The following is a 25003-nucleotide window of genomic DNA, read 5'->3' on the forward strand; positions in this document are numbered from 1 at the left end:
GGGGTACGGCCGATACATCCTCCGTGCACCTCCCGAGAACGTCCATGTACTCACGCATTTTCATCCGTCTGGCCGCCCCCCTGGCTCTGACCCTGCTGCTCCCCTTCGCCATCGGTTTCGAATGGCCGGCCGCCCTGCGCTGGGCGATCCTGACCACGATGACGCTGAGCTGGCTCGGCTTTGCCTGGTGGACCACCCGCGCCCAGGCGCACCGTTCCCCGGAACATGCCCGTGTGCTGCGTGAGCAGGACCAGCTGCTGACCGAACTGCGCAACTTCGTCGGCAACGAGATCGACGGTTCGCGCGGCGAAGTGGAACGTGCCCGCGACCTGATCCGCCAGGCCGTTTCCAGCCTGGGCGGCAGCTTCGATGCGATGAACCGCAAGTCGCGCCAGCAGAGCCAGGCCCTGTCGCGCATCGTTGACCGCGCCGGTGATGAAGGCAGCGCCGGCCTCGACGTTGCCCGATTCGCCCAGCACGCCAGCCATCGCATGGAGCAGCTGGTGGAAGCGCTGGAACAGGTGAGCGGCCAGAGCAGCACCACCGTGCAGCACATCGATCAGATGGCACAGCACCTGGATGGCATCTTCGCGCTGCTGGAAGACGTCAAGTCGATTGCCGACCAGACCAACCTGCTGGCCCTGAACGCTGCCATTGAAGCCGCGCGTGCCGGTGAAGCCGGTCGTGGCTTCGCCGTGGTGGCCGACGAAGTGCGCAACCTGTCCGAGCGCTCGACCACGTTCAACGAGCAGATCCGCAAGCTGGCGCACAGCTCCAAGGACGCCATCGCCAAGGTGCGCGAGACGGTCTCGCACATGGCCTCGCGCGATATGGACCGCTCCCGTGAAGCGCGCCAGGAAGCGGCGGCGATGCTCGACAACGTCGCGCAGATCAACGCGTCGCTGGGCGACGGCATGCGCGAAGTCTCTGATTGCGCCCGCTCGATCGATGGCAGCGTGGCCGAGGCCGTGCGCGCCCTGCAGTTCGAAGACATCGCCACCCAGGCGCTGGGCGGCGTGCACACCCATCTGGACCGCCTGACCGCGATCAACCGCGAAGCGGTGGCCCTGCAGGAGCTGCTGCACCGCAATGGCGGCGTGTTCGACGAAGAGATCGCCACCGCCCTGCAGCGCACCGGCAGCCGCCTGCGCGAACTGCGTAGCGAGTGGGAACGCCCGCCGCACAAGCCGGTTGCCCAGCAGAGCATGGGCGCCGGTACCGTCGAGCTGTTCTGATCCTGATGTCCGCTGCCGCCACCGGCAGCCCGCAAGGCCCCGGTTCGTCCGGGGCCTTTGCCTGTGACCCGCCGTTGGATGCATCCTGTACGCGCACCATGACCCTGATCCGCGCCCTGCCCTCCCTCACCGACACCGAGCGCCCGCGCAATGCGAGCGTGCGTGAGCAGCTGCAACAGCTGGAAGAGGTAGCACGCGAGGAGATCCGCGAGCTGCAGCAGCTGGCCGATGCGCGCCCTGCGCCGTCCCGTGCGGACAACGAGCTGCTGGGCCTGGCGTGGGACCTGGGCCTGGATGGGGATTCCCTGTAGATCCACGCCATGTGTGGATGAACGCAGGCGCAGGCATTCGTGCCGACCAAAGCCGGTGCTTGAAGTAGATCCACGCCATGCGTGGATGATCGCGGGTGCAGGCATCCGTGCCGACCAAGGTCGGCACCCACCAGAGCGGGATTCTGATGCGTGGATGATCGCGGGCGCGGGCATCCGTGCCGACCAAAGCCGGTGCTTGAAGTAGATCCACGCCATGCGTGGATGATCGCGGGTGCAGGCATCCGTGCCGACCAAGGTCGGCATCCACCGGAGCGGGATTCTGATGCGTGGATGATCGCGAGCGCAGGCATCCGTGCCGACCAAGGTCGGCACCCACCAGAGCGGTGCATCGGCGTGCGCCGATCCCGCCGAGCAAGGCCCGGCGCTACCTCAGCGTGCCAGCACGACCTCGCTGGCAGCATCTGTGCGCCCGGGTGCCGGGTGCTGCTGGCGCAGCCACTGCGCCAGGTCACGCGGGCTGAGCGGGCGCGAGTACAGGTAACCCTGGATCTCATCGCAGCCCTGGCGGCGCAGCATGTCCTCTTCCTGGTGCGTTTCCACGCCTTCGGCCACCACCTTCATGCCCAGCGCGTGGCCCAGGTGCACGATGGCCTGGGTCACTTCGGCCGTGCCTGAATCGTGCAGCATGCCCTGCACGAAGCTGCGGTCGATCTTCAGGCGCCCCACCGGGAAACGGTTGAGGTAATTCAGGTTGGAGAAGCCGGTGCCGAAGTCATCCACGGCCAGCGGCACGCCATGCCGTTCCAGCACGTCGAAGCAGTGGCGCAGGATGTCGGTGTCACGGATCAGCGCCGACTCGGTCAGTTCCAGCTCCAGCCGCTGTGGCGGCCAGCCGTGCGCGTGGCAGATCTCGATCACACGCTCAGCGAAACCACGGTCACGCAGCTGCACCGCCGATACATTGACTGCGATGCGATCGAAACGCAGGCCAGCGTGGTCCCAGGCTGTCGCCTGCCGGCAGGCCTCGTTCAGCACCCAGTCGCCGATGCGCACGATCTCGCCGCATTTTTCGGCAATGGGAATGAACTCGGCCGGGCTGCAATAGCCGATGCCCGGACGATGCCAGCGCAGCAGCGCCTCGATCGCCGGCGGTTCGCCCTGGTGCGCGTGCAGCAGCGGCTGATAGGCCAGGCTGAATTCTTCGCGTTCAATGGCACCGTGCAGCGCATGCTCAAGCTCAAGCTTGCGCTGGATCCGGGCCAGTGCGTCCTGGCTGTAGTACTGGTAGGTGTTGCGCCCGGCCTCCTTGGCCGCGTACATCGCGGCGTCGGCCGCGCGCAGCAGCGAATCGAAGTCGGTCTGTGCATCACCCAGCATCGCAATGCCGACGCTGGCACCCACCTTCAAAGTGGTCTCGCCACGGCGCAGCGGCTCGGCCAACGAGGCGATCAGCTTGCGTGCCACGTGGCCGGCGTCTTCCGGCTCGGCCAGGTCGCGCAGTACGACGATGAATTCATCGCCGCTGAAACGCCCGAACAGATCGTTGTTGCGCAGGTTCTGGTGCAGCCGGGTTGCGGCCGCCTTCAGCAGCGCATCGCCGGTGGCGTGGCCGAAGCTGTCGTTGATGGTCTTGAAGCCGTCCAGATCGATGAACAGCATTGCCAGCGAGGTGCCGCGGTCGCGCGCTTCCTCGATGGCTTCGGCGGTCTGTTCGCCGAGCAGCACACGGTTCGGCAGGCCGGTGAGCAGGTCGTAATGCGCCAGCAGCTCGATGCGCTCGTTGGCTTCGCGCTCGCGGGTGATGTCACGGAACAGCACCACGAAGCGCGGCGGCAGGCCGTCCCGCCGGTCCAGCTCGACCAGTACCTGCACCCATACCCGCAGGCCGGACTGCCGGTAGAAGCACAGGTCCAGCTGCTCGGGCAGCCCACCATTGGCGATCCGCACCAACGCCGCTTCGAAGGCGTTACGGGAATCTTCGGTATACAGCGCCAGCGCCTGGTCGAGGGTGATCGGCTCCTTGCGCAGGCCGTGGATGCGATAGCACTCCTCGGTCCACTGCATGTGCCGGGTCTGCACCTCGATCTCGCAGCCGCCGATGCGGCCCAATGCGGAAACGCGGTTCAGCAGTTCGGTGCGCCAACGGATCAGTGCGTCGGTCTGGTGCTGTTCGGTAATGTTCTGGACCTGGCCGAGCAGTCGCTTGGGCTGCCCCTCCATGTCCATCAGCGGCTGCATCCACAGCCGCAGGTGCTGCGAGGGCTCGTTGCCGCGGGTCAGCTCCAGCTCCAGGTTTGCGGCGCGACCATCGCGCCACAACCGCCGCCAGGCCGCGCGCAAGGCGCCGCGCGAGCGGGGGTGCAACTGCTTGAGCCAGCGCCGCTGGCCGGGCACGGCGCCCTGCTCCAGCGCCAGCAGCGAGCGCAGTTCCGGCGACCACCAGAAATGACCGGTCGTGGGATCAAACGACCAGCTGCCCATGCTGGCGATGCGCTGCGCCTCGCTCAGGTGCAGCTGCTGTTCCTGCAGCAGCGATTCCAGCTGCTTCTGCTGCTCGATATCGGTATGCGTGCCGACCATGCGCAGCGGCTGGCCATCGGCCGTACGTGCAACCACGCGCCCCCGGTCCAGAACCCAGCGCCACTGGCCATCGGCCTGGCGGAAGCGGAACTGCGCGCTGTACTGCTCGCTCTGTCCGCGCAGATGCTGGTCCAGTGCCGCACGCACCTGGCCGATGTCCTCGCTGTGGACGCGTGACAACATCTCGGTGGCGGTCTCATCGCCGAGCGCCGGGGTACGCGCCACGCGGTCACTGGGAATATCCCAATCCCACAGGCTGTGGCCGGCACTGTCCAGCGCCAGCTCCCAGCGCCCGCCGCCATCGATGGGCGTTGGCTCGGGAACACTCAGCGTGAACGCCAGCAGGTTGCCGGCACCATCGTGCACGGCGCGCAGGTGGCCGTCGTAGTGACCGCGCGGGCCGCCGGGTAGCGTACAGGCCACGATGCCGCCATCGGCGGCCATCAGGCGCAGATCTTCCAGCATCGGCGCATAGGCGGCCACAGTGGCCGGCAGGCCATGCTCGCGCGCAGCCGGATTGGCCGCCAACGGGCGCCCCGTACGGTCGACGATGACCAGCGCCGACGCAAGTGGGTGCTGCAGCAGGCTGGCGATGATCCCTTGGTCCACGCGATCTTGCTCCGGATGACACGCCCGTCAGCGGGGCACGCAGTGGTTAACGGCGCCTGCGGCGGATAATTGAGTGGTCAGGGCACACCCGCGCGGTAAGATGGCCGGCGCCCCTTTGATCCCTCCCATCCATGCCCGCAGACCCTACCGGCAAGGCCCCTGTTTCCGACCCGCGGATGGCGCAGGCGCTGAGCCGCGACCGGCGGCGGGTGGTGCTGAGCTACCTGGTGATGGCGCTGGCCTGGATGATCGCGACCGACGGCGCGGTGCAGGCACTGGTGCCCGACCCGCAGCAGGCCGCGCTGTGGCAGGGCCTGAAAGGTGCATTCTTCGCCTTGGCCAGCGCCGGGCTGCTGTACCTGCTGTTGCGCCCGCTGGCCGAGCACGTGCTGCAGACCCATGCCCGGCAGCAGGCGTCGGAACTGCGCCTGCGGCAGATGTTCGAGGGCAATCCCGGCCCGATCCTGGTCTACGACCTGGATACGCTGGCCATCCTCGATGCCAACCCCGCCGCCTGCGCGACCTTCGGCTGGGAACGCGACGAATTGCTGGAGCAGACCATCGATGCGCTGTGGCCGCCAGGCCAGGACCAGGCCCTGCAGACCAAGCTGGAAGCAATCCGCGAAGCGCCGGAAGAATTGTGCATCCTGCGCACGCAGCTGCAGCTGCGTGACGGCAGTCAGCGCCAGATGGAACTGCGTTCCAATGCGATCAGCTACGACGGCCACAATGCCCGCCTGCTGATCGCCATCGACCGCACCGCCGAGGACCTGGCGCAGCTGCGCCGTGACCAGGCACTGGCGCGGGTGGAAGAGGCGCACGAGCTGGCCCGCATCGGCGCATGGGAGCTGGACCCGTCCACGGCCCTGGGCCGCTACTCCAACCAGGTCTATCGCCTGCTCGGCCGCCGCCCGCCCGAGGCGCGCCGCTGGCACCGTTTCGACGAACTGCTGGTGCCGGCCGACCCGGCCACCGCCACCCAGACCGAACAGCTGCTGTCCGAGCTGTGCTCCGGCGACCCGGTGCAGGTGGACGTGCTGCTGCCGTTGCTGTCGATGGACGGCCGTGCATTGATGGTGCACCTGCGCGCGGCCAGTGGCATTGATGAGTCCGGCCGCAGCCGTGTGCTGGGCACCCTGCAGGACGTGACCGAGCGCGAACAATCGCGGCGCCTGCTGCGCGAGCGTGAGGAGCAGTTCCGCGAGCTGGTGCGGGTACTGCCCGATGGCGTGGTGATTCTCTCCGACGAGCACGTGCTGTACGCCAATGCGTGGGCCGCCAGCCTGTTCGGCTATGGCAGCCACACCCTGCTGGGCGAGCCGCTGTCAGCGCTGGTCGCTGCAGATGACCTGGCGCGGGTCCGCAGCCAGCTGCGCGCCGGGCAGCCGCACCTGGGCCCCGGGCACAGCAGCGTGGTGGCGATGCAGCGCGCCGACGGCCCCAGCTTCCATGCCGGGCTGGCGGTGGGTGAAGTGCGCTATGGCGGTCGCGACTGCAAACTGTTGATCGTGCGCGACCTCAGCGATTCCGAGCGTACGCGCAGTGCGCTGGAAACCAGCAACCGCGAGCTGCAGGCGATGGCCGGCCGCCTGTTCTCGCTGCAGGAAGACGAGCGCCGCGCGATCTCGCGCGACCTGCACGACGACATCGGCCAGGCGATCACCGCGATCAAGCTGTCGGCCTATGCGGCGCAGGACGAGGATGACCCGCAGCGCCGTGCCGAGGACCTGGCGCAGATCGTCAGCCTGGCCGACACCACCGTGGCCAAGCTGCGCGATATCTCCACCCTGCTGCGCCCGCCGCAGCTGGACGCGCTGGGGCTGGAAGCCGCGCTGAGCTGGCAGGCACGTGTGCTGTTCCGGTCCTCGCCGGTGGAGCTGCTGGCCGAGATCGAGCCGCTGCCGCATCGCCCGGACAACAGCATCGAACAGGCCTGCTTCCGCATCGCGCAGGAGAGCCTGACCAACGTGCTGCGCCATGCGCGCGCCAGCCAGGTGCAGCTGCAGCTGCGTGACGTCGGGCAACGCGGCCTGCACCTGCAGATCCGCGACGACGGCGAAGGTTTCGACCCGGATGGACCGCGCGGACTTGGCCTGATCGTGATGCGCGAGCGCGCGCAGAGTGTCGGCGGCCATGTACGGATCGAGTCCGCGCATGGCGAAGGCACCCTCGTCGACGTCCACCTCCCCTACCAGGCGGCCGGCATGGCCGCCGTCGAGTCACCGGAATACTGAGCCTATGTGGAATCCCAACCTGCCCCCGGTCAGCATCGACGATGCACCCGACCGCCTTGGCGCCGGCAATCCCGAGCTGCAGGCGATGGTCGCCGACGCGGCTTCGGGCGGTACCGCGCTGATGCTGATGCATGTGGACATCGACCACTTCGCCTCGGTGAACGAGAACATGAGCGCGGAAGTGGGCGACCAGGCCCTGGTGCTGGTGGCGCAGCGCCTGCAGTCCTACCTGCGCGGGCGTGGCAAGTTGTGGCGCCACGGCAGCGACGAATTCCTGATCGCGGTACCGCGCACCGCCGACGTGCCGCTGCCGGAAGACTTCGCCGAGGAGATCCGGCAGCAGATGGAGCTGCCGCTGTCGGTGCTGCCGTACACGCTGTTCATGACCGGCAAGCTGGGCGTGAGCCTGTGCCCGGAACATGCCAGCAGCACCTCGCGGCTGCTTGACCACGCTGAGGACGCGCTGTACCAGGCCGCGCGCGAAGGCGGCAACGCGGTGCGCATCCATGCGGTGGATACCCCGCCCAGCGCGCACAGCGAGAGCATCATCGCGCGGCAGATCGTCGATGCGATTCCCAATGGCGAGCTGAAGCTGCGCTACCAGCCGCTGGTCAGCGCCCGCGACGGCCACGTGGTGGGCATGGAGGCGCTGCTGCGCTGGCAGTCGCCCACGCTGGGCATGCTTGTGCCCGAACGCTTCATGCGCACCGCCGAGCGGCTGGGGATCATCGTGCAGATCGGCACGTGGGTGCTGGAGGGCGCGTTGAAACAGGCACGCATGTGGCGGGACCAGGGTTTCGATGACTTCACCATCGCGGTGAACGTCTCCACCCTGCAGCTGCTGCGGCCGAACTTCTTCGCCGAGGTGATGTCACTGATGCAGGCCGCCGGTGTTCCGGCGCACATGCTGACGCTGGAGATCAACGAAAGCGCGCTGACCAACAACGTCAATTTCGTGCACGAGACGCTGGCCAACCTGCGCAATGAAGGCATCAGCCTGAGCCTGGACAACTTCGGCACCGGTGATTCCAGCCTGAGCGCGCTGGTGCGCTACCCGGTGGACAAGCTGAAGATCGACCGCAGCTTCATCAAGAGCGCGCCGGCCGGCAACCGCGAGGCCGCCATCGCCCGCGCGATCATCGCCATGGGCCACCAGCTGGGCATGACCGTGATCGCCAATGGCGTCGAGTCGCAGGCGCAGCTGGGCTTCCTGCGCCGCAACGACTGCGATGTGTTCCAGGGCTACCTGTTCGGCGAACCGATGTCGGCCGATGCCGCCGGCATGACCCTGCGGCGCCGCTACCTGCGCCCGGAAGCGTTCGCCGAGACCCGCCCCGACCGCACCCTGCTGCTGCTGGACGACGAGGAGAACGTACTGCGCTCACTGGTACGCCTGTTCCGCCGCGACGGCTACCGCATCCTGGCCGCCGGCAACGTGCGCGATGCGTTCGACCTGCTGGCGATCAACGACGTGCAGGTGATCCTGTCCGACCAGCGCATGAGCGACATGAGCGGCACCGAATTCCTCGGCCGGGTGAAGATGCTGTACCCGGATACGATCCGCCTGGTGCTGTCCGGCTACACCGATCTGAACACGGTGACCGACGCGATCAACCGCGGCGCGATCTACCGTTTCCTGACCAAGCCGTGGAACGACGACGAGTTGCGCAAGCACATCCACCAGGCGTTCCGCACCTACGAGGAACAGCGCCGCAGCAACGCCGGGCCAGCGCCGGTTGAAACCGGCGAAGGTGGCGAGGATCGCCCACAGCGGTAACCGGCGTTGTAGAGCCGGCCGCTGGCCGGCTACCTCGCGGCACCTGCTTGCATGGGGTTGCCGGCCAGCGGCCGGCACTTCCCTAAGCCGTCAGCGCGGCTGCTTCACGGGCAGCACCACGCGGAAGCGCGAGCCCACGCCCGGGGTGCTGTCCAGGTCGATGCGGCCGTGGTGCTTGTTGATGATGCTGTAGGAGATCGACAGGCCCAGCCCGGTGCCGCTGCCCACCGGCTTGGTGGTGAAGAACGGATCGAAGATGCGCTGGCGCAGTTCCGGCGAAATGCCGCCGCCGGTGTCTTCGAACTCGACCCAGACATGATCGCCATCGACGCCGGTGCGCACGGTGATGGTGCCGCGCTCGGCGATGGCGTGGCCGGCGTTGAGCAGCAGGTTCATGTAGACCTGGTTCAGTTCCGACGGCAGGCACTCCACCAGCGGCAGCTGGCCGAACTCGCGCACCAGGGTGACCTTGTACTTGAGCTCGTTCCAGATGATGTTGATGGTCGATTCCAGGCCCGCGTGCAGGTCGACCAGCTTCCACGACTCATCGCGACCGGAATACGAGAAGTCCTTCAGGTCGCGCACGATGCGGGTGACCCGCTCGATGCCTTCGCGCGACTCGGCCATCAGCTGCGGCAGGTCGCGGCTGATGAAGTCGATGTCGAGGCGGTCACGGATATCGTCGATTTCCGGAATCAGTGCCTTCGGGTCCGGCGCACGCAGGGCGCGCTCATAGGCCTCGATCACGGTGAACAGGCTGCGCAGGTATTCCTGCAGGCTGCCGAGGTTGGAATGCACGTAACCGATCGGGTTGTTGATCTCGTGCGCCACACCTGCGGCGAGCTGGCCGATCGACGCCATCTTCTCCGATTGCAGCAGCTTTTCCTGGGTGCCGTTGAGGCGCAGGTAGGCCTGGCGCAGTTCGGCGTGGCGCTGCTGCAGCTCGCGTTCGTAGTCTTCCTGCCCTTCGATGTGGCGGAACAGGGCCAGGAAGTGCCCTTCACCGACCGGGCCGTGGTGGTACAGGTGGGCGATGACCACGCCCTCGCCCAGCGGCAGGCTGCCGTTCCAGTGACCATGCTGGCGCGCCTGCTCCAGCGCGTCGGGCGGCAACAGTTCACGCAGGCGCTGCGGCGGCGGCAATGCGCCGTCTTCGCCGTTGGCCAGCAGGTTCTGCGCGGCCGGATTGGCCAGGGCCACCTGCCCGTCCTCGGTGAACAGCAGCAGGCCTTCGCGCAGGCGCTCAAGCAGCGCCTGCAGCACCGGCTGCGGCGGAAGGGGGGCGGTAACCAGGACGTTGGCAGCGGACACGGCAACTCGGGGCGTTCGAACAGGCGCCCAATATACGCGGTCACGCGGCGGGCTTCAGCCCGCAGGGAGGGGGTGTGCGATCGCCGTCGCGTCAGGCGACGGCGAGGGGGCGGCGGGCGGTGACCGTGTGTGACTGGCCCTTGGCGTCGTAGGCCGAGGCATCTTCGGTACGGCCCAGCTGGCGCAGCGCCCAGTTGACCTCACGGCGGCGGCGCGACAGCAGCACACCGTTGGCCCGGTTGCGTTCGGCCAGTTCCTGCAGCTGTTCGCCCTCGCCGACCGGCGGCGCACCTTCCAGCGCACGCAGCGCTTCCAGCTTGGCGCCGGTGGCACGGATCAGGGCGTGCACGTCGTGCTCGACCAGGGCCTGGCGCTCAACGTCCAGGGCCTGGGCGAGACGCTGCAGCGGCTCGCTCATCGCTGCGGTCATCCCTGCAGCTGCTGGTCCAGATCGAGCATGCGCGAAGCGATCGCGTCCGGATTGATCTTGTAGGTGCCGTTCTGCAGCGACTCGCGCACGGCGGCCACGCGCTGGGCGTCGATCGCCGGGGCGGTGGTCAGCTCACGCTCGATGGCCTGCAGGTTGGTGGCCTCGCCGGTCAGGCGCAGGCTGTCGGCGGCCTCGACCGGGCGCGCCGGCGAATCGCTGCTGACGCCGGGCTTGTTGGCCGGGGTCGTCACGCTGCGCAGTGCCTGGGGGACCTGCAGGTTGCCGTCGATTTTCTGGCTCATGGGGTGTCCTGGAGTTGCCGTTCACAAGGGATAACGGCCGCTGGGCCGCGATCTTTAGGGATATTCTGCGCTAATTCAACGCGCCACGATTACGTCACCTGCGGCATCGACCGTGCCCTGCACGATCCTCCGCGAGGACAGGTTCTCCACCGAGACCCGTTCATTCTCGCCCGCGTCGCCCATCGCACGGCCGGCAATGCGCACCTCGACCGAGCCGCGACGCGACACCAGGGCCACATTGTCTCCTCGCTTGATGAGACGCTGCACCACCAGGTCGTTGTTCGACAGCAGGGCCCCGGCCTGCAGCGGACGGCGGGCAATGCGGCCGATCGCCGCGTTGGGGTCGGCCAGCACCGCACCGGCAATCCGGGCAGCATCACGCTGGGCAGTGGTGATATCGGCGGCAGTAATGGTTTCTCCAGTGCCGATTCCACGATTGAGGACCAGCACGCTCTGGTTGCGCCGCACCTTCACCGGTACGAACAGGCGCCAACCGCCCGCATCGGGACAACTGACCTCCACCGTGGTGTTGGCAGTGGGCTGCACCTGCAACGCGCCGCCACACTTCGGCAGGCGCAGCGCATCGGCCACCTGGGCCTCGCCCTCGCTGCCGGCCGGCAGCGTCGTCAACGCCGCGGCGCGGATGCTGGCCACGGGCTGCCAGTCAGCGGCGCCTGCCCATGGCGAGACCAGCGCCAGGGCGATGGCATAGAGAAGTGTGACCCGGCGCATGGCGCCTCCTGTCGAGGGGATCTGGCCCAGATGCGTGCAAGGGATGTGCCAGATCGACGGGGTCGCCTTTTGTAGAGTCGAGCCATGCTCGACGCGTCGCATATCGTGCGAACAGCAGTCGAGCACGGCTCGACGCTACAAAAGCGCTCAAGTTCGGTGCCGAGCGCGCCGATACAGCAGCCATGTCCCATGACCTGCTCAACCGGATCGACCAGCGGACCCGACTGGCCGGCCACAACCGCCTGGCGCTGCTGCTGTTCCGTCTCGGCGGACGTCAGCTTTTTGGCGTCAATGTCTTCAAGGTGCAGGAAGTCCTGCGCCGCCCGGAGCTGTTCCAGGTGCCCGGGCTGCCCAGCCAGTTCTCCGGCGTGGCCGACGTGCGGGGCCGCTCGGTGCCGGTGCTGGACCTGGGCCTGGCGATCGGCCACCCCGAGCGTGAGCCCGATGCGGACACCTCGCCCGGCTACCTGGTCGTCACTGAATTCAACCGCTCGATCCAGGGCTTCCTGGTCAGTGGCGTGGAGCGCATCGTCAACATCGCGGTGGAAGACATCCACCCCCCGCCGGAGCTGGGCGCTGAATCGAGCTACCTGACCGCGGTGACCCGCTTCCAGGGCGAGCTGATCCAGGTGATCGACGTCGAAAGCGTGCTGGCCGACATTGCCCAGGTCCGCGGCGAAGCCGTGCTCGACCCGGCGATGGCGATGCCCTCCGATGGCCCGCAGCTGCAGGTACTGGTGGTGGACGACTCGCGCGTGGCCCGCCAGCAGATCCGCAGCGTGCTTGACCAGCTCGGCGTGGGGGCCACCCTGTTGTCCGACGGCAAGCAGGCGCTGGACCACCTGCTGCAGATCCACGCCTCGGGCGAGAACCCGGCCGAGCGCTACGCGATGGTGATCTCGGACATCGAGATGCCGGCCATGGACGGCTACACGCTGACGACGGAAATCCGGCGGCACCCGGGCCTGGCCGGCCTGTACGTGCTGCTGCACACCTCGCTGTCCGGCGTATTCAACAATGCGATGGTCGAGCGCGTCGGCGCCAACGCCTTTGTCGCCAAGTACTCGCCGCACGAACTGGCCGATTTCGTGCTGGACCGCCTGCGCAAGGTCGCGCTGGCGGCCTGACGGCCCGCTGATCCGGTAGTGCCGGCCGCTGGCCGGCAACCGCAGGCACATCCGGGAGCCGGCCAGCGGCCGGCACTACCCTCCCCTATTTGGCACACCGCTTGCAGCTTCCCGGGCAACGTTCCCGTGGGAGTGCACCGTGCGCAACCTGATTACCGACTACCTGGGCGTCCATGCCCAGGCCATGCCGTTGCGCGAACAGCGGATGAAGCTGATCGCCAGCAACCTCGGCAATGCCGACACGCCCGGCTACAAGGCCCAGGACCTGGACTTCGACGCCGCCCTGCGCCACGCCCAGGGGCAGGATGCCAATGGCCTGATGGCCACCACCCACGAGCAGCACTACGAAATCAGTAGTGGCCTGAATCCGTTCCAGATCGCGCGCGAAGGCGTGCAGCCCAGCCTGGACGGCAACACCGTTGACCCCGATGCCGAGCGCGCTGCCTATGGCCGCGCTGCGCTCGAGTACCGCGCCTCGCTCAGCTTCGTCGAGAGCAAGGTGCGTTCCATGCTGACCGCGATCACGGGGCAATAAGCCATGAGCAACCTGCCGATCTTCGACATCGCCGGCTCCGCGCTGCAGGCGCAGTCGGTGCGCATGAGCACCATCGCCTCCAACCTCTCCAACGCCGACACCGTCGCCGGTTCCGCCGACGCCGTGTACAAGCCGCTGGAGCCGATCTTCCAGGCCGTCACCAGCAAAAACGATCCGAACATCACGTCGGTGAAGGTGAAGGAGATCACCCAGAGCGAGGCGGCGCCGATCAAGCGCTACGAGCCCGGCCATCCGCTGGCCGACGCCGACGGCTACATCTACCAGCCCGATGTCGACCCGGTGGCGCAGATGGTCAACCTGATCTCGACCTCGCGCAATTACCAGGCCGGCGTGGAGATGTTGACCACGGCCAAGGAACTGGCGCTGGCCACCCTGACCATGGGCCGCTGAGGCCCGCAGTACCGGATACCGCCATGACCACCTCCGTCAACAACCAGACCAACCAGGACGTCTACGCCGCGCTCGGCCTGAACGCTCCGAACAGCAACGCCACGAAAAAGAAGAACACGCTGGACCAGGCCGACTTCCTGCGGCTGATGACCGAACAGCTGCAGCACCAGGACCCGCTCAAGCCGATGGACAACACGCAGATGGTCGCGCAGATGGCGCAGATGTCGACCGTGCAGGGCATCACCGATCTGAACAAGACGGTGAAGGGCTTCCAGGAATCGATGGCCAGCGACCAGGTGCTGCGTGGTGCGGCGCTGGTCGGCCACCAGGTGCTGGTGCCGTCGGAAAAGCTGATGCTGGAGAAGGAAGGCAGCGTTGAAGGCACGGTCGCCGCACCCTCGGCCGGCATCATCACCGTGGACATCACCGATGCCAACGGCACCAAGGTCACCTCGCTGAGCGTGGAGGCCAAGGCTGCCGGCGAAACCGCCTTCCAGTGGGACGGCAAGGACGCCAACGGCAAGCGCATGGAACCCGGCAAGTACAGCGTGGTGGCCAACCACGTCGACACCGCCGGCAAGAGCACCAAGCTGTCCACCTACGTGCAGGCCCCGGTGGAAAGCGTGACCGTCGGTTCCGACGGCCTGTACCTGAATCTCAAGGGCCTGGGCACGGCCCCGATCGACTACGTGCTCCGCGTCAGCTGAGCCGCACATCCCGCACTTACCAGGAGCATCCCATGGGCTTCAATGTCTCGCTGTCCGGCATCAATGCCGCCAACTCCGACCTGAGCGTCACTGCCAACAACGTCGCCAACGTCAACACCACCGGCTTCAAGGAGTCGCGCGCCGAGTTCGCCGACCTGTTCTCGGCCACCGGCTACGGCCTGTCGAAGAACGCCGTGGGTTCGGGCGTGCGCGTCTCCAACGTTGCCCAGCAGTTCAAGCAGGGCCACAACGAACAGACCGGCCGCAGCCTGGACATGGCCATTTCCGGTGAGGGTTTCTTCACCATGAACATGAACGGCACCCGCGTGTATTCGCGTGCCGGCAACTTCCAGACCGATGCCTCCGGCTTCGTGGTCAATCCGCAGGGCGCGCGCCTGCAGGTGTTCGCACCGAATGCCGATGGCACCAACTTCGATTCCGGCCGCATCGTCGACCTGCAGCTGCTGACCACCGACAGCGCGCCGAAGCAGACCAGCGAAGTGAAGGTCGGCTTCACCCTGCCGGCCAACGCCAAGCCGCCGACCGTCACCACCTTCGACCCGACCGACTCCAACACCTACAACCACTCCAGTGGTGGCATCACCGTATACGACTCGCTGGGCGTGAGCCACATCCAGGTCTCGTACTTCGTCAAGGGGGCCAACCCCAATGAGTGGACCGTGCGCAACTACGTGGACGGCCAGCCGGCCGGCACGCCGACCCCGGTCACCTTCGACAACAGCGGCAAGCTGATCGCACCGACGGACGGCAAGGTCAGCCTCGGCACCTTCACCCCCAACACCGGCGCCGGCCAGTTGAACATGACGCTGGATATCACCGGCTCGACCCAGTACGGCGAGAAGTTCGCCCTGCGCAACACCCAGCAGGACGGCTATGCCGCCGGCAAGCTCAACGAGATCACCGTGTCGGAGACCGGCGTGGTCTACGCCCGCTACTCCAACGGTGCCGACAAGCCGCTGGGCCAGGTTGCGCTGACCACCTTCAACAACCCGCAGGGCCTGGAGTCGAAGGGCAACAACCTGTGGGTGGATACCTTCAGCTCGGGCACGCCGCGTACCGGCATGCCGGACACCTCCAACCTCGGCAAGATCCAGGCCGGCTCTTTGGAAGCGTCCACCGTCGACCTCACCGAGCAGCTGGTCAACATGATCACCGCGCAGCGCAACTTCCAGGCCAACGCGCAGATGATCACCACCCAGGACCAGATCACCCAGACCGTCATCAACATCCGTTGATGAGCTGCTGACCCTGCTACGGAACTCCCCGCATGGATAAAGCCCTTTACGTGGCGATGACCGGTGCCCGCGCCTCCCTGCAGGCGCAGGGTACGCTCAGCCACAACCTCGCCAACTCGGACACCCCCGGCTTCAAGGAAGCGCTGGCCAACACCGAAGCCTTCCCGATCCGCGGCCCGGGCTTTGCCTCGCGGGTGGATGCGCTGCACGTCGACGCCGGCTTCAACCGCCGGCCCGGCGCGCAGCACATCACCGGCAAGCCGCTGGACCTTGCACTGCAGACCGGCACCTGGCTGGCCGTGCAGTCCACCGATGGCAGCGAAGCCTATACGCGCGGCGCTGCACTGTCGGTCACCCCGAACGGCCAGCTGGTGACCTCCAGCGGCCGCCCGGTGCTGGATGACAACAATAATCCGATCGCCATTCCGCCCTACCAGGCGATGGAGATCGGCGCCGACGGCACGATCTCGATCATCCCGCAGGGCGAAGGCCCGCAGACCATGGCGCAGGTCGGCCGGATCAAGGTGGTGCAGGCCCCGGACGAGCGCCTTGAGCGCGGCCTCGATGGCCTGTTCCGCAACACCGACCCACAACAGCCATTCGCACCCGCGCAGGGCACCGCCGTGCACAGCGGCCAGCTGGAAGGCAGCAACGTCGATGCCGCCGGTGCACTGGTGCAGATGATCCAGCTGCAGCGCCAGTACGAAATGCAGGTGCAGGTGATCAAGCACGGCGACGACAACGCGCGCAGCGCCAACAGCCTGCTGCGCCTGGGCAGCTGACGGAATTCCGGCGCCGCCCGAGCGCGGCGCTGGCACACCGCTTGCAGACCCGCTACCAAGGGCCGCATCGCGCGGCCGGTTCCACCAGACAGGACACCGAAGATGAACCAGGCATTGTGGATCGCGAAAACCGGACTGGATGCGCAGCAGATGCGCATGTCGGTGGTTTCCAACAACCTCGCCAACACCAACACCACCGGCTTCAAGCAGGACCGTGCCAGTTTCGAAGACCTGCTGTACCAGCAGGTGCGCCAGCCCGGCGGTTCCTCGTCGGCGCAGACGCAGCTGCCGACCGGCCTGCAGCTGGGCACCGGCGTGCGCGTGGTGGCCACCGCGAAGAACTTCGAACAGGGTGGCCAGCAGCAGACCGGCCGCGCCCTGGACGTGATGGTGAACGGCCGCGGTTTCTTCGAGGTGCAGATGCCCGACGGTAGCTCCGCCTACACCCGTGACGGCTCGTTCAAGATCAACCAGGACAGCGAGCTGGTCACCAACAGCGGCTATCCGGTGCAGCCGGGCATCCAGATTCCCGAGGGCGCGCAATCGGTGACCATCGGTACCGACGGCACCATCAGCGTGAAGATGGCCGATGGCGCCGCATCGGTGGAAGTGGGCGCGCTGACCCTGACCGACTTCGTCAACCCGGCCGGCCTGCAGGCCCGCGGCGAGAACCTGTTCCTGGAAACCACCGCCTCCGGCCCGGCACAGAACGGCAACCCTGGCCTCAACGGCCTGGGCACCGTGGTGCAGGGCGCGCTGGAAGGCAGCAACGTCAATGTGGTGGAAGAGCTGGTGTCGATGATCGAAACCCAGCGTGCCTACGAAATGAACGCCAAGGCGATCTCCACCACCGATTCGATGCTCGGCTATCTCAACAACAAGCTCTGACCGGCCCAACCGGGAAACCGCCATGTCGCCCATTTCCACCTTCGCCCGCACTGCCCTCGCCTGCGCCGTGGCCGCCCTGCTCGGTGGCTGCGTGATCGCCGGCGACGTGCGACCCTACGCGGCGATGGCGCCGATCCAGCCGATCATGCCGCCGCAGGCCGCGCCGACGGCCGGTGCGATCTATGCTGCCGGCCCGACCCTGCAGCTGTATTCGGACCGTCGCGCACGCGACGTCGGTGACCTGCTGACCATCACCCTGCTGGAAAACACCACCGCTCAGACCAGTGCCAACACCGCAACGAACAAGGAGTCGAACCTCAACCTGGGGACGCCCTCGATCCTCGGTGCGCCGGTCACCCTGGGCGGCAAGGACATCCTCAGCGCGTCGGCCACCGGCAAGCGTGATTTCACCGGCAAGGGCAACAGCGCGCAGAGCAACCGGCTGCAGGGCAGCGTCACGGTCACCGTGGTGCAGCGCCTGCCCAACGGCAACCTGGTCGTGCAGGGGCAGAAGAACCTGCGGCTGAATCAGGGCGACGAACTGGTGCAGGTGCAGGGCATCGTGCGCCCCGGTGACATCAGCCAGGACAACACCATTCCTTCCAGCCGCGTGGCCGAAGCCCGCATCGTCTACGGCGGACGCGGCCCGGTCGCGCAGTCCAACGCGATGGGCTGGTTGAGCCGCTTCTTCAACTCCGGCCTGACGCCGTTCTGAGTATGGCCATGAAAGCTCTCTTCTCTTCTACGTGGCAGCGACGCATCGCGTCGCTCTACGGATCATTCTTCCTTCTGCTGGCAATGGCTGCGCCGGCCAGCGCCGAGCGCATCAAGGACCTGGCCCAGGTCGGTGGCGTGCGCGGCAATGCGCTGGTAGGTTATGGCCTGGTGGTCGGCCTGGATGGCAGCGGCGACCGCACCAGCCAGGCACCGTTCACCGTGCAGAGCCTGAAGAACCTGCTCGGCGAGCTGGGCGTCAACGTGCCGCCGAACGTCAACCCGCAGCTGAAGAACGTGGCGGCGGTGGCGATCCATGCCGAACTGCCGCCGTTCGCCAAGCCCGGCCAGCCGATCGACATCACCGTGTCCTCGATCGGCAATGCGGTATCGCTGCGTGGCGGCTCGCTGCTGATGGCTCCGCTGCGCGGTGCCGATGGCCAGATCTACGCAATCGCCCAGGGCAACCTGATCGTCGGCGGCTTCGGTGCACAGGGCAAGGACGGTTCCCGCGTCTCGGTGAACGTGCCCAGCGTCGGCCGCATTCCCAACGGCGCCACCGTTGAACGTGCCCTGCCCGATCCGCTCGCCAATGGCGGCGACATCACCCTGAACCTGCACAACAACGATTTCACCACCGTCTCGCGCATGGTTGCTGCACTCAACAACGCCTTCGGCGAGGGCGCGGCACGCGCCGTCGATGGTGTGACCGTGGCGGTCACCGCACCGACCGATCCCGGTGCGCGCATCGGCCTGCTGGCACGCATCGAGAACCTGGAGCTGACCCCGGGCAGCGCGCCGGCCAAGGTGGTGGTCAATTCGCGAACCGGCACCGTGGTCATCGGCCAGCAGGTACGGGTCGGCCCGGCCGCCATCTCGCATGGTTCGCTGACGGTGACGATCCAGGAAAACACCAACGTCAGCCAGCCCAACGCCCTGTCCGGCGGCCGCACCGTGGCCAGCCCACAGTCGACCATCACCGCCACCAACGACGGCAGCCGCATGTTCAAGTTCAGCGGCGGCACCACCCTGGACGAGATCGTGCACGCGGTGAACGCAGTGGGCGCGGCGCCGGGCGATCTCATCGCGATCCTGGAAGCCCTGAAACAGGCCGGCGCATTGAGTGCCGAGCTCGAGGTGATCTGACATGCGCATCAATCCCGCATTCGATCTGCACCCGGCACAACAGAACGATCCGGCCAAGATCGACAAGGTCGCGCGCCAGCTGGAAGGCCAGTTCGCGCAGATGCTAGTCAAGAGCATGCGTGACGCCAGCTTCGGCGATTCGCTGTTCCCCGGCGAGAACAAGATGTTCCGCGACATGTACGACCAGAAGATTGCCGAGGCGATGACACGCGGCAAGGGCCTGGGCCTGTCGGGCATGATCAGCCGCCAGCTGTCCGGCCAGGCCGCCGACGGCCCGGCGCTGGATACCCGCGTGGACCCGGCCAAGGCCAGCCGCGCCTACCAGCTGAACGCACCGGCCAAGCCCGCACCGTCGCTGCCACTGGAAGACGGCAGCCAGGCCGTGCGCCTGCTGCAGCAGATGGCGGCAGGCGCACAGTCGGGCGCACAGGCCGCGGTGGCACCGATGGAACAGGCACTGGACCTGATCGCCGGCCGCGAGAGCAGCAGCATGCACCGCTCGCTCGGCACCGACGATCCCTACATCGGCAGCCTGCAGGGCGATGATTGGGCGGCCGGCAGCGACCAGTGGGCGGCGACCGCCAGCAATCGCGGCACCGCGATCAGCCCGGCCGATGCCCTGGCCACCCGCACCGCCGTGGCCCAGCTGGGCGAGCACACCCCGGAGGGCTTCGTTGCCAGCATCTGGCAGCACGCGCAGAGCGCAGCCAAGGAGCTCGGCGTGGATGCCCGCGCGCTGGTCGCCCAGGCCGCGCTGGAAACCGGCTGGGGCAAGCGCCACATCAAGCATGCCGACGGCAGCACCTCGCACAACCTGTTCGGCATCAAGGCCAATGGCTGGAACGGCCAGCGTGCCGTGGCCGGCACCCATGAATATGTCGATGGCGTGCGCCGCAACGAGACCGCCAGCTTCCGTGCCTACAGTTCGCCGGCCGAAAGCTTCGCCGACTACGTGCGCCTGTTGAAGACCAGCCCGCGCTACCAGCAGGCGCTGCAGGCCGGGACCGATGTGCAGGGCTTCGCGCGTGGCCTGCAGCGTGCCGGCTATGCCACCGACCCACGCTACGCCGCCAAGATCGCCGCGATCGCCGGCGGCCCGACCATCGAGCGCGCCGTCAGCGCCGTGGCCGACGCCGGCTCGCGCCTTGGCCAGACCTTCGCCAGCACCGCAACCGCGGCGCTGGGTATCACTCGTCGTTGAGGAACCCCATGTCCAGCGTACTTTCCACCGGTACCGGTGCCCTGCTCGCCTTCCAGCGTGCGTTGGCGACCACCAGCCACAACGTGGCCAACCTCAATACCCCGGGTTACAGCCGGCAGAAGGTCAACTTCGCCACCGCTGATCCGCAGAACTACGGCTATGGCACGATCGGCAACGGCACCCGCATCACCGACATCCGCCGCACCGCCGACCAGCTGGCGATCTCGCGCCTGCTCGACAGCAGCGGCGAGCTCGCGCGCCTGAAGCAGCTTTCCGGCATGGCCGACCGGGTCAACTCGCTGTTCTCGGAAGGCGCGACCAACATCGCCGGCGTCTGGTCGAACTTCTTCGACTCGGTCAGCGGCCTGTCCTCCAATGCCTCCGGCACCGCCGACCGGCAGAACATGCTCGACGGCGGCAAGGCCCTGGCCAACCGCTTCGTGCAGCTCAACACGCACCTGAACAACCTCAATGGCGAGGTCAACAACGGCCTGCTGGCCGGTGCCACCGAAGTCAACCGCCTGGCGCAGGAGATCGCGCAGATCAACGGCGCCATCGGCACCAACATCGCCAATGCCGCACCGGACCTGCTTGATCGCCGCGACCAGCTGATCACCCAGCTGATCGGCTACACCGGCGGCACGGCGGTGATCCAGGACGGCGGCATCATGAATGTCTACACCGCCGGCGGCAACGCATTGGTGGTGGGCACCACGGCGACCAAGGTCACCACGGTGGCCGACCCCTACCAGCCCGAGCGCCTGCAGCTGGCGCTGGAGACCCAGGGCAACACGATTCGGCTTGACGCAAAGGCCGTCGGTGGCCAGATCGGCGGTCTGCTGGAGTTCCGCGACACGGTGCTGACCCCGGCCCAGGCCGAGCTGGGCAAGCTGGCCGTCGGCCTGGCCGAGACCTTCAACCAGACCCATCACCAGGGTGTGGACATGTATGGCCAGCTGGGCGGTGACTTCTTCAACATCGGCAATCCGCGCGTTACCGCCAACAACGCCAACACCGGCACGGCCAGCCTCAGCGCCACCTATGGCGACCTGGGCAAGCTGGACGCGCAGAACGTGGTGCTGCAGTTCGATGGCACCCAGTGGAAGGCCAGCCGTGCCGACACCGGCGCCAATGTGCCGCTGACCGGTACCGGCACCGCCGCCGATCCGCTGGTGATCAATGGCGTCAAGCTGGTGGTCGGCGGTACCCCGGCTGCCAATGATCGATTCCTGCTGCAGCCCACCGCAGGCGTGGCCGGCAGCATGGAAGTGGCGATCACCGATCCCTCGCGCATCGCCGCCGCTGCGGCGGTGAAGGGTGCTGCCGCCACGTCCAACACCGGCACCGGCAAGCTGAGCGGGGTCACCGTCAGCGATTCGACCAACGCCAACCTGCGCAATCCGGCCGCGATCGTGTTCACCTCGGCCACCACCTACACCATCGACGGTGGCCCGCCGCAGACCTACACGCCCGGCCAGACCATCAGCGCCAACGGCTGGAGTTTCGTGCTGGATGGTGCACCCAAGGTCGGCGACACCTTCAACATCACCCCGACCCCGGCCGGCTCGTCGGACAACAGCAATGCCTCCCGGCTGGCCAAGGTGGAGAGCGCCAAGGCGTTCAACAGCGGCACGGTCACCTTGAACGGTGCACTGGGCGGGCTGACCACCCAGGTCGGTGCCGCGGCCCGCTCGGCCGAGTACTCGCTGGAAGCGCAGCTGGTGATCAACGACAAGGCGCAGGAAGCGCGCGATGAAGTGTCCGGGGTCAACCTGGACGAGGAAGCAGCCGACATGCTGCGCCTGCAGCAGGCCTACCAGGCCGCCTCGCAGCTGATCTCCACCGCCGACAGCATGTTCCAGACCATCCTGGGAGCCGTCCGCCGATGAGCAGCCGCATCTCCACCAGCATGATGTTCAACCAGTCCGTGTCGCTGATGATGGCCAAGCAGGCCAAGCTCAGCCACCTGGAGCAGCAGATCGCCACCGGCAGCAAGATCGTCAGCGCCAAGGACGATCCGGTCGCCGCCGGTGCCGCCGTGGGTCTTGACCGCAGCCTGGCCGCGCTTGACCGCATGAAGCTCAACGCCGGCAACGTGCAGAACCGGCTGGGCGTGCAGGAAAACACCCTCGCCCAGGTCAACGACCTGATGGCGCGCGTCAATGATCTGACCATCCAGGCCAGCAACCCGGCGCTGAGTGCGCCGGACAAGAAGACCCTGATCACCGAGCTGAACCAGATCCGCGACGGCCTGCTGTCGCTGGCCAACGCCGACGATGGCACCGGCCGCTATGTGTTCGGCGGCACCAACGACGGTGACCCGCCGTTTGCCAAGATCAACGGCAAGGTGGTCTACCGGGGCGACCAGACCCAACGCCAGATCGAAGTCGGCCCGGATACCTACGTGCGCGATGCGCTGCCAGGCAGCGAGATCTTCATGCGCATCCCCACCGGCGATGGCTTTGTCGATGGCGGCGCGGCGGCCGGCAACACCGGCAACGGCGTGCTGACCAACATCACCCGCGACGGCAGTGACAGCTGGAACGGACAGGCCTTCAGCATCCGCTTCACCGCTGCCGACCAGTACCAGGTGCTGGACGGCGCCGGCAACGTCACCGGTACCGGTACCTACAAGGCCGGTGACAACGTGGAAGTGAACGGCGTACGCCTGCAGATCACCGGTGCGCCCGCTGCGGGTGACAGCTTCAACGTCACGCCCGCGAGCAGCCGCGACATCTTCGACACCATGGACAAGCTGATCGCCGCGCTGGATGCCGACACCGGTACCACCGCGAAAATGTCCGCGCAGCAGAACGAGCTGCAGAGTGCCCTGCGCGACGTGGCACGCGCCTCCGAACGCATGATTGATTCGCGTGCCGCAGGCGGCGCACAGCTGAAGGCATTGGACAACGCCGCGGACATGCGCGAAGCCAACGGCGTGACCCTGAAGACCACGCTGTCGCAGATGCGTGACCTGGACTATGCCGATGCGCTGAGCCAGTACCAGCTGCAGAGCACCGCGCTGCAGGCGGCACAGACGATCTTCTCGCAGATGCAGTCGATGTCGTTGTTCAACAAGATCCGCTGACGCTTCCCTTGCGTCAGCCCTGAAAGGCCGCGATGCCCTGCATCGCGGCCTTTTTCGTTTCTGCGCCCGGCGCCACGCCCGCTGCGGCGGAACACCCGTGATTGCCCATCAAGGCCGGCGCTGCCCCGCCGATACCTTCATCAGCGCTGGTCGGGCCTGCCCCGACCGCCCCTTTCCGGGATCGCCTTCACGCCCTTCCAGGGCTGAAAAACCCGGGAAAAACGGCCTCCAGCACTGAATTACGGCTCCAGCGGAATTCACGGCTAAAGGTTGTTGACAAAGCGCCGTTATTCATTTGGCAACAGCGAAGCACACAGCCACACAAAAAAACCGGCGGCGCTTCGTTTCATTCACCAACGGGTTCCATATAAGAGGAGACGACCCCATGGCACAGGTAATCAACACCAATACGATGTCGCTCAACGCTCAGCGCAACCTGAGCACCAGCGGCAGCTCGCTCGCTACCACCATCCAGCGCCTCTCGTCCGGCCTGCGCATCAACAGCGCGAAGGACGACGCGGCCGGCCTGGCCATCAGCGAGCGCTTCACCACCCAGATCCGTGGTCTGGACGTGGCCATCCGCAACGCCAACGACGGTATCTCGCTGGCCCAGGTCGCCGAGGGTTCGCTGAGCGAAGTCGGCAACAACCTGCAGCGCATCCGCGAACTGGCAGTGCAGTCCTCCAACGCCACCAACTCCTCCAGCGACCGCAAGGCGCTGCAGGCCGAAGTGACCCAGCTGGTCTCGGAAGTGGACCGCGTCGCCAAGCAGGCCGACTTCAACGGCACCAAGCTGCTGGACGGCTCCTTCACCAGCCAGCTGTTCCAGGTCGGTGCCAACGCCGGCCAGGCCATCGCCATCAACAGCGTGGTCAACGCCAAGGCCGATTCGCTGGGCGCTGCCACCTTCGCCAACGGCTACACCGGCACCAGCCTGGCAGCCGCCGACAAGGCCACCGCCGACACCACCTACTCCGGCCTGCAGATCTCGGTGACCCCGCCGGGCGGCACCGCCACCACGGTCACCATCAACGACTTCACCGTGAAGGCGGGCGAGTCGATCACCTCGGCCACCGCCGCCGCGATCAACGGCAAGCTGGGCGAAACCGGCGTCATGGCCTCGGTCAACGCCGGCGTGGTCAGCCTGGCCTCGGTCAAGGACGGCCAGACCTTCACCCTGGGCGTCAGCGCCGCCACCCCACCGACCGGCGCCACCGCGGCGACCATCGCCGGCCTCGGCCTGACCGAGACCAGCACCAACGGTGGCCTGCTGACCGGCGCTGCATCGAACTTCGTCAAGGACCTGAACGTCACCACGGCCGAAGGCGCGCAGAAGGCGCTGTCGATCGTCGACAAGGCCCTGGAATCGGTCAACAGCGTCCGCGCCGACCTCGGCGCGATCCAGAACCGCTTCACCTCGGTGGTAGCCAACCTGCAGACCTCCTCGGAGAACCTGTCGGCCTCGCGCAGCCGCATCCGCGATACCGACTTCGCCAAGGAAACCGCCGAGCTGACCCGCACCCAGATCCTGCAGCAGGCCGGTACGGCCATGCTGGCCCAGGCCAACCAGGTACCGCAGAACGTGCTCAGCCTGTTGCAGCGCTGACATGAGCCGCCCCCGGGGCACGTCGGGGGCGTCTAACCCAACTCACGTGCAACCGCTCAA

Annotated in this window: 22 protein-coding genes; 17 read left to right on the forward strand and 5 right to left on the reverse strand. The window is 67.1% G+C overall.

Going from position 1 to position 25003, the window contains the following annotated elements:
* Positions 1-44 precede the first annotated feature (44 nt).
* Complete coding sequence (locus SSKA14_RS13505) at positions 45-1235, forward strand: methyl-accepting chemotaxis protein (RefSeq protein WP_008268676.1); 1191 nt, start codon at positions 45-47, stop codon at positions 1233-1235.
* 98 nt (positions 1236-1333) lie between these two features.
* Positions 1334-1546 (forward strand): hypothetical protein, encoded by a 213-nt coding sequence (locus SSKA14_RS13510; RefSeq protein WP_008265394.1) that lies wholly within the window; start codon positions 1334-1336, stop codon positions 1544-1546.
* Positions 1547-1936: 390 nt separating this feature from the next.
* Here the strand turns inward: SSKA14_RS13510 and SSKA14_RS13515 are convergent, their stop codons facing one another.
* Positions 1937-4696 (reverse strand): GGDEF domain-containing phosphodiesterase, encoded by a 2760-nt coding sequence (locus SSKA14_RS13515; protein ID WP_008266473.1) that lies wholly within the window; start codon positions 4694-4696, stop codon positions 1937-1939.
* Positions 4697-4827: 131 nt separating this feature from the next.
* On the opposite strand from SSKA14_RS13515, the gene SSKA14_RS13520 reads away from it, so the two are divergent.
* Together SSKA14_RS13520 and SSKA14_RS13525 are read left to right on the forward strand one after the other, a co-directional pair.
* On the forward strand, positions 4828-6930 hold the full coding sequence (locus SSKA14_RS13520) for a PAS domain-containing sensor histidine kinase (RefSeq protein ID WP_040007778.1): 2103 nt from the start codon (positions 4828-4830) through the stop codon (positions 6928-6930).
* A 4-nt stretch (positions 6931-6934) separates the two neighbouring features.
* Positions 6935-8707, forward strand: a complete 1773-nt coding sequence (locus SSKA14_RS13525; RefSeq protein WP_008265945.1) for an EAL domain-containing protein — start codon at positions 6935-6937, stop codon at positions 8705-8707.
* 90 nt (positions 8708-8797) lie between these two features.
* On the opposite strand, the gene SSKA14_RS13530 is transcribed toward SSKA14_RS13525, so the two are convergent.
* The 4 genes from SSKA14_RS13530 to flgA form a co-directional block, all read right to left on the reverse strand.
* Positions 8798-10018: an ATP-binding protein gene (locus SSKA14_RS13530; RefSeq protein ID WP_040007779.1), complete on the reverse strand. Its 1221-nt coding sequence runs from the start codon at positions 10016-10018 to the stop codon at positions 8798-8800.
* 91 nt (positions 10019-10109) lie between these two features.
* A complete protein-coding gene (locus SSKA14_RS13535) occupies positions 10110-10448 on the reverse strand; it encodes a flagellar protein FlgN (RefSeq protein WP_006366325.1) in 339 nt (112 codons plus the stop codon).
* The gene (gene flgM, locus SSKA14_RS13540) at positions 10445-10750 is read right to left on the reverse strand and encodes a flagellar biosynthesis anti-sigma factor FlgM (RefSeq protein ID WP_008267132.1); all 306 of its coding nucleotides are present in this window, start codon (positions 10748-10750) and stop codon (positions 10445-10447) included. Before flgM ends, SSKA14_RS13535 begins: the two co-directional genes overlap by 4 nt.
* 75 nt (positions 10751-10825) lie before the next feature.
* Entirely contained in the window at positions 10826-11482 is a 657-nt protein-coding gene (flgA, locus tag SSKA14_RS13545; RefSeq protein WP_008267589.1) for a flagellar basal body P-ring formation chaperone FlgA, read from the reverse strand.
* Positions 11483-11664: 182 nt separating this feature from the next.
* Here flgA and SSKA14_RS13550 point away from each other — a divergent pair, with 182 nt between their 5' ends.
* The 13 genes from SSKA14_RS13550 (at position 11665) to SSKA14_RS13610 (ending at position 24943) form a co-directional block, all read left to right on the forward strand.
* Positions 11665-12609 carry a chemotaxis protein gene (locus SSKA14_RS13550; protein ID WP_008267639.1) on the forward strand — a complete coding sequence of 315 codons (945 nt, stop codon included), beginning with the start codon at positions 11665-11667 and terminating at the stop codon, positions 12607-12609.
* A gap of 139 nt (positions 12610-12748) precedes the next feature.
* Complete coding sequence (gene flgB, locus SSKA14_RS13555; RefSeq protein WP_005409576.1) at positions 12749-13144, forward strand: flagellar basal body rod protein FlgB; 396 nt, start codon at positions 12749-12751, stop codon at positions 13142-13144.
* Between the two features lie 3 nt (positions 13145-13147).
* Positions 13148-13555 (forward strand): flagellar basal body rod protein FlgC, encoded by a 408-nt coding sequence (gene flgC, locus SSKA14_RS13560; protein ID WP_005416461.1) that lies wholly within the window; start codon positions 13148-13150, stop codon positions 13553-13555.
* A gap of 23 nt (positions 13556-13578) precedes the next feature.
* Positions 13579-14262, forward strand: a complete 684-nt coding sequence (locus SSKA14_RS13565) for a flagellar hook capping FlgD N-terminal domain-containing protein (RefSeq protein ID WP_008265722.1) — start codon at positions 13579-13581, stop codon at positions 14260-14262.
* A gap of 32 nt (positions 14263-14294) precedes the next feature.
* Positions 14295-15518, forward strand: coding sequence for a flagellar hook protein FlgE (gene flgE, locus SSKA14_RS13570; RefSeq protein WP_008267733.1), 1224 nt, complete (start codon positions 14295-14297; stop codon positions 15516-15518).
* Between the two features lie 32 nt (positions 15519-15550).
* Complete coding sequence (locus SSKA14_RS13575; protein WP_008264506.1) at positions 15551-16300, forward strand: flagellar basal body rod protein FlgF; 750 nt, start codon at positions 15551-15553, stop codon at positions 16298-16300.
* A 102-nt stretch (positions 16301-16402) separates the two neighbouring features.
* Positions 16403-17188, forward strand: coding sequence for a flagellar basal-body rod protein FlgG (flgG, locus tag SSKA14_RS13580; RefSeq protein WP_005409571.1), 786 nt, complete (start codon positions 16403-16405; stop codon positions 17186-17188).
* Between the two features lie 22 nt (positions 17189-17210).
* Positions 17211-17903 (forward strand): flagellar basal body L-ring protein FlgH, encoded by a 693-nt coding sequence (gene flgH / locus SSKA14_RS13585; protein WP_008266280.1) that lies wholly within the window; start codon positions 17211-17213, stop codon positions 17901-17903.
* Positions 17904-17905: 2 nt separating this feature from the next.
* Positions 17906-19048 carry a flagellar basal body P-ring protein FlgI gene (locus SSKA14_RS13590; protein WP_006443848.1) on the forward strand — a complete coding sequence of 381 codons (1143 nt, stop codon included), beginning with the start codon at positions 17906-17908 and terminating at the stop codon, positions 19046-19048.
* 1 nt (position 19049) lies between these two features.
* Positions 19050-20249: a flagellar assembly peptidoglycan hydrolase FlgJ gene (gene flgJ, locus SSKA14_RS13595; RefSeq protein ID WP_008265981.1), complete on the forward strand. Its 1200-nt coding sequence runs from the start codon at positions 19050-19052 to the stop codon at positions 20247-20249.
* 8 nt (positions 20250-20257) lie between these two features.
* A complete protein-coding gene (flgK, locus tag SSKA14_RS13600) occupies positions 20258-22138 on the forward strand; it encodes a flagellar hook-associated protein FlgK (protein WP_008267631.1) in 1881 nt (626 codons plus the stop codon).
* Positions 22135-23337 carry a flagellar hook-associated protein FlgL gene (gene flgL, locus SSKA14_RS13605; RefSeq protein WP_008266080.1) on the forward strand — a complete coding sequence of 401 codons (1203 nt, stop codon included), beginning with the start codon at positions 22135-22137 and terminating at the stop codon, positions 23335-23337. Before flgK ends, flgL begins: the two co-directional genes overlap by 4 nt.
* Positions 23338-23722: 385 nt before the next feature.
* Complete coding sequence (locus SSKA14_RS13610) at positions 23723-24943, forward strand: flagellin (RefSeq protein ID WP_008266078.1); 1221 nt, start codon at positions 23723-23725, stop codon at positions 24941-24943.
* The last annotated feature ends 60 nt before the right edge of the window (positions 24944-25003 follow it).

This window comes from Stenotrophomonas sp. SKA14 (assembly GCF_000158575.1).
GTDB classification, from domain to species: domain Bacteria; phylum Pseudomonadota; class Gammaproteobacteria; order Xanthomonadales; family Xanthomonadaceae; genus Stenotrophomonas; species Stenotrophomonas forensis.

Coding starts and splice junctions, on each gene's coding strand:
- SSKA14_RS13505 (WP_008268676.1), top strand. CDS start 45: ATGTACTCACGCATTTTCATCCGTCTGGCCGCCCCCCTGGCTCTGACC.
- SSKA14_RS13510 (WP_008265394.1), top strand. CDS start 1,334: ATGACCCTGATCCGCGCCCTGCCCTCCCTCACCGACACCGAGCGCCCG.
- SSKA14_RS13520 (WP_040007778.1), top strand. CDS start 4,828: ATGCCCGCAGACCCTACCGGCAAGGCCCCTGTTTCCGACCCGCGGATG.
- SSKA14_RS13525 (WP_008265945.1), top strand. CDS start 6,935: ATGTGGAATCCCAACCTGCCCCCGGTCAGCATCGACGATGCACCCGAC.
- SSKA14_RS13535 (WP_006366325.1), bottom strand. CDS start 10,448: ATGACCGCAGCGATGAGCGAGCCGCTGCAGCGTCTCGCCCAGGCCCTG.
- flgM (WP_008267132.1), bottom strand. CDS start 10,750: ATGAGCCAGAAAATCGACGGCAACCTGCAGGTCCCCCAGGCACTGCGC.
- flgA (WP_008267589.1), bottom strand. CDS start 11,482: ATGCGCCGGGTCACACTTCTCTATGCCATCGCCCTGGCGCTGGTCTCG.
- SSKA14_RS13550 (WP_008267639.1), top strand. CDS start 11,665: ATGTCCCATGACCTGCTCAACCGGATCGACCAGCGGACCCGACTGGCC.
- flgC (WP_005416461.1), top strand. CDS start 13,148: ATGAGCAACCTGCCGATCTTCGACATCGCCGGCTCCGCGCTGCAGGCG.
- SSKA14_RS13565 (WP_008265722.1), top strand. CDS start 13,579: ATGACCACCTCCGTCAACAACCAGACCAACCAGGACGTCTACGCCGCG.
- flgE (WP_008267733.1), top strand. CDS start 14,295: ATGGGCTTCAATGTCTCGCTGTCCGGCATCAATGCCGCCAACTCCGAC.
- SSKA14_RS13575 (WP_008264506.1), top strand. CDS start 15,551: ATGGATAAAGCCCTTTACGTGGCGATGACCGGTGCCCGCGCCTCCCTG.
- flgG (WP_005409571.1), top strand. CDS start 16,403: ATGAACCAGGCATTGTGGATCGCGAAAACCGGACTGGATGCGCAGCAG.
- flgH (WP_008266280.1), top strand. CDS start 17,211: ATGTCGCCCATTTCCACCTTCGCCCGCACTGCCCTCGCCTGCGCCGTG.
- SSKA14_RS13590 (WP_006443848.1), top strand. CDS start 17,906: ATGGCCATGAAAGCTCTCTTCTCTTCTACGTGGCAGCGACGCATCGCG.
- flgJ (WP_008265981.1), top strand. CDS start 19,050: ATGCGCATCAATCCCGCATTCGATCTGCACCCGGCACAACAGAACGAT.
- flgK (WP_008267631.1), top strand. CDS start 20,258: ATGTCCAGCGTACTTTCCACCGGTACCGGTGCCCTGCTCGCCTTCCAG.
- flgL (WP_008266080.1), top strand. CDS start 22,135: ATGAGCAGCCGCATCTCCACCAGCATGATGTTCAACCAGTCCGTGTCG.
- SSKA14_RS13610 (WP_008266078.1), top strand. CDS start 23,723: ATGGCACAGGTAATCAACACCAATACGATGTCGCTCAACGCTCAGCGC.